Annotated in this window: 3 protein-coding genes; 1 reads left to right on the top strand and 2 read right to left on the bottom strand. The window is 48.9% G+C overall.

What is annotated here, in order from left to right; all coding sequences use genetic code 11:
* The first annotated feature begins 246 nt into the window (after nt 1-246).
* The gene (locus Q3886_RS09040; RefSeq protein WP_301861090.1) at nt 247-2,109 is read left to right on the top strand and encodes a phosphoethanolamine transferase; all 1,863 of its coding nucleotides are present in this window, start codon (nt 247-249) and stop codon (nt 2,107-2,109) included.
* A 73-nt stretch (nt 2,110-2,182) separates the two neighbouring features.
* Here the strand turns inward: Q3886_RS09040 and Q3886_RS09045 are convergent, their stop codons facing one another.
* Together Q3886_RS09045 and Q3886_RS09050 are read right to left on the bottom strand one after the other, a co-directional pair.
* Nucleotides 2,183-2,896, bottom strand: a complete 714-nt coding sequence (locus Q3886_RS09045) for a response regulator transcription factor (protein WP_301861091.1) — start codon at nt 2,894-2,896, stop codon at nt 2,183-2,185.
* Between the two features lie 25 nt (nt 2,897-2,921).
* A complete protein-coding gene (locus tag Q3886_RS09050; RefSeq protein WP_301861092.1) occupies nt 2,922-3,767 on the bottom strand; it encodes a D-alanyl-D-alanine carboxypeptidase family protein in 846 nt (281 codons plus the stop codon).
* Nucleotides 3,768-3,814 lie beyond the last annotated feature (47 nt).

A 3,814-nucleotide genomic window follows, 5' to 3' on the forward strand; every position in this document is an offset into this window, starting at 1 on the left:
TTCGCCGTGACAGGGCGACATGTTAAACCGCTACACCACGGGGCCATTTCATATTCTCCATCAAGACGCTTTTTGTCTCGACAAAAAGTATTCTATCATGATTTCATTTTTTTAGCAAGTATTTTTTCCATATTTTTTTCAAGTTCTCCAAATTTTTGTCTAGGTAAACGCCATACTTTGATGTATAATAAGACTGATATTGTGTTTTACATAGTATTTACATCTTTACAGAAAGGTGACATGTCCATGCTTGACTTTGAACAAAACATGCCGCAGCGGCTTGCCTCAATTTCTCTGAAAGCGCAGATTCGTGCGGGGATTACGAAGCGTCGACTTCTCCAATTGCTATGTACCTTTATTGCTCTGTATGCTCTCTGCCTGCAATGGCAGTTTCTCGTTTCCCTGGGCCTGGGTCCGGACAATATTCGCGATGTAACCCTGGGCCTGATTCCGTCTGTCAGCGCCGTCGTCCTGACGCTGGCCCTGTACTGGCGCCAGCTGTCGTGGTCTGCTGTGGGGCCGACGGCATTTATCAGCCTGGGCTGGATCATTACCGGGCCCTATTTGACGTATATTACACTGGCTGAAAAAAATACGATCTATCTCAACAATATGTATGACATATATGTAGGGCTCTATTTATTTGCCATTCTTTTCTGTCTGAATATGACAATCCGGCAGTTTCTGCCGCGCCGCATCAGTGCCACGATCATGACAGTCCTGCAGTTTGCGGCCTTCTTTATCATTGCCGTACAGTGGGTATATTTTGCTCTCTACCATTCCTGCATTACCACATCGGGAGCGCTGCTCATTTTCCAGACCGGCCCGGCAGAAACAATGGAGTACTTTTCCTCTCTCGGTCTGCTGCGGGTTCTGGGAATCGGCCTGCTGGTTCTCCTCATACTGGCCGGACTGTTTCTGGTAAACTATGCACAGAAAGCGCTGCCCAGAACACAGCTGTACCGCAAGGTAGTGCCCCTTATGTCCCTGTTTATCATTTTTCCGTCTGTCGGTGTATTAGGCGATACTATCCTGCCCGATGCCTTTCCAGTGCGGACGTTCCTGGATACGCACGACTACATGAAACGCTCTGCCTTATACGCGCAGAATCATGACAGCCAGTTCGCCGCCCTCCAGGCAGTGCAGCTGAATCCGTCGTCAGAACCGAATACGGTAATTCTGGTCATTGGCGAATCGGAAACGCGGACTCTCATGAACGCATACAATCCCAATCATGTAAAAAATACGCCGTGGCTGACTTCCATGAAGGAAAATCCTGATTTTACGCTGTTCAACAATGCCTATGCCTGCGTATGGTATACGGTTCCGGTTCTGGAACATGCCCTGACCGAGTCGAACTTCTACAATAACAAGGAATTTAACTCGTCCATTTCCATTATTGATATGGCCAAAAAGGCAGGATACAAAACGTACTGGTTCAGCAATCAGGGCTCTGTAGGCGTAGCCGATACGCCTATTACGTTAGTTGCCAAAACGGCAGACGTATCCGAATGGGTCGACCAGGAGCTCAAGGAAACGACCGTTGACGGCGCGCTGCTCCCGTTCCTGCACAACGTAAATCCTCAGGAAAAGAACTTTATTGTCCTCCATCTCATGGGAAGCCATATTGAATACAGAAACCGCTATCCCAAGGAATTCCAGGTCTTTAACGACGAACGGTACAACGAAAATGCCGACTTTGACAACACCGTCCTGTACACGGATCACGTTCTGTCCCAGATTTATGACTATGCCAGAGCCAATCTGAATCTGGACGTCATGATCTATTTCTCCGACCACGGCAGCGATCCTGATGTGGGCCGCCAGCCTGACAGCGCCAGCTTCAAAGTACTGCGCATTCCCCTGTTCTGCTACTTATCTGAAGACTATCAGAAACGGAACCCCGAAATCTATCAGACCGTAAAGGCTCATCAGAACAAATTCTTCACCAACGATCTGATGTATGAGTTCGTCTGCGGCATCCTCAACATGGAATCGCCCAATTACGATCCTTCATACAGCCTCACGTCACCGGCGTGGAAAATGGAACGGAAAGATCTCGTAACCCGCTTTGGCAAGGTCAGCCTGATGGAAGATACAGAGTTTTAACTACATACAGAGACGACGCAAAACACCGCCTGATCACAGTGATCAGGCGGTGTTTTATTCCTGCATATACAGGCTATGCTTCTTCTACACGGAACCGATAGCCATTGCCCCATACCGTTTCAATACCGGTAAAGTTCGGTTTTACCCGGTTCAGCTTATCCCGCAGCCGGTTTACATGAACCGTAACCGTCGCCAGTTCGCCATAGGCATCGAGATGCCAGATCATTTCAAAGAGATATTTCTTGGAAAAAACCTGGTTCGGATGGCGCGCCAGAAACAGCAGTAAATTAAATTCCTTAATCGTCAGGACAATTTCTTTTTTGCCCCGGTATACCTGGTGGCGCTTAATGAAAATACGCAGGTCGCCGACATGAATATCGGGCTTGCTTTCATCCACTTCCTGCGGCCGCGCGTCCAGAAGACGCTGATGCATATTCAGATGCGCTTTCAGCCGGGCAGCCATAACGGACGGATTGAATGGCTTGACGATGTAATCATCGGCCCCTATAGCCAGTCCTTTAATCTGATCTTCATTGCTTCCCTGTCCCGTAACAAATAAAATCGGTACGTGACTTACATTGCGAATTTTCTGACAAAGAATAAATCCATCTGTATCCGGCAAATTGACGTCCAGCAATACGGCGTCTATTTTCCCCCCGTCGAATACTTTCATTCCTTCCTTGCCCGTAGCTGCAATAGTAACCTGATACCCGTTTGCTTCCAGCAGTTCCTTTTCCAGTGCTGCTATCATACGGTCATCTTCAATCGTCAAAACATGTGCCATCATTACTCACCCCTCTGTTCGTAATACCTTAGCGGCCTGTTTCCAGACGCCGGAATCCATAATCCAGAATAGCCGGCGCATCTTCCCAGCGGTTGTCATCATTAAAGAGAGCAACTACCAGGGTATGACCGTTGCGCGTTGCCGAAGCGACCAGGCAGACGCCGGCAGCATTGGTAAAGCCCGTCTTAACACCGTTGGCGCCGGCATACCCGCTCAGCAAAAAGCGGTTAGTCGTCGTCACGTGCTTAGGCGCCCGGCCGTCCAGATACTTCACATCATACGATTTCAGCCCGACGATGTAACGGAATTCCGGAAAATGTTTCATTCCGTACGCAGCCATTTTCGCCATGTCCACAGCTGTCGTATAATGCTTTGCTGCTGTCAGGCCGTTAGGATTGACGAAATGTGAATGAGCAGCCCCCATTTTTTTTGCCTGCTTATTCATCATATCCGCATATCCGGCAACAGAACCGCCCAGCGTTTCTGCAACGGCAACGGCTGCATCATTCCCGGATACAACCATCATGCCGCGGAGCGCTTCCTGTACAGTCAGCGCATCTCCCGGTGCAATACCCAGAGAAGACGGCTCCGTGTTGGCAGCATACGGCGAAATAACCAGCGGTTCCTGAAGCATGTCCCCTTTTTGATCCAATGCCGTCAAGAGCGTGACAATTTTTGTCGTACTCGCTGGATGAACCCATTTCGTCGGATTCACTTGATACAAAATTTTTCCTGAATCGACGTCAATCATACATGCCGATTCAGCCCCCGTTCCAGGCACAGCCGCCTCAGCTGCGCCGGAAAACGCAGCCCCCATGACGACGGCAACGGCTAAAACAGCAGCCGCTGCAATTCGCCTGCAGTAACACAGCATGGCTTACACTTCCTTATTAATTTTTTTATATCCACCTCTTATATATA

The sequence above is a fragment of the uncultured Megasphaera sp. genome (assembly GCF_958350005.1).
Taxonomy (GTDB): domain Bacteria; phylum Bacillota; class Negativicutes; order Veillonellales; family Megasphaeraceae; genus Megasphaera.

Bases quoted from the DNA above. Each gene is read 5' to 3' on its own strand.
- Q3886_RS09050 (WP_301861092.1), bottom strand. From the start codon at position 3,767: ATGCTGTGTTACTGCAGGCGAATTGCAGCGGCTGCTGTTTTAGCCGTT.
- Q3886_RS09045 (WP_301861091.1), bottom strand. From the start codon at position 2,896: ATGATGGCACATGTTTTGACGATTGAAGATGACCGTATGATAGCAGCA.
- Q3886_RS09040 (WP_301861090.1), top strand. From the start codon at position 247: ATGCTTGACTTTGAACAAAACATGCCGCAGCGGCTTGCCTCAATTTCT.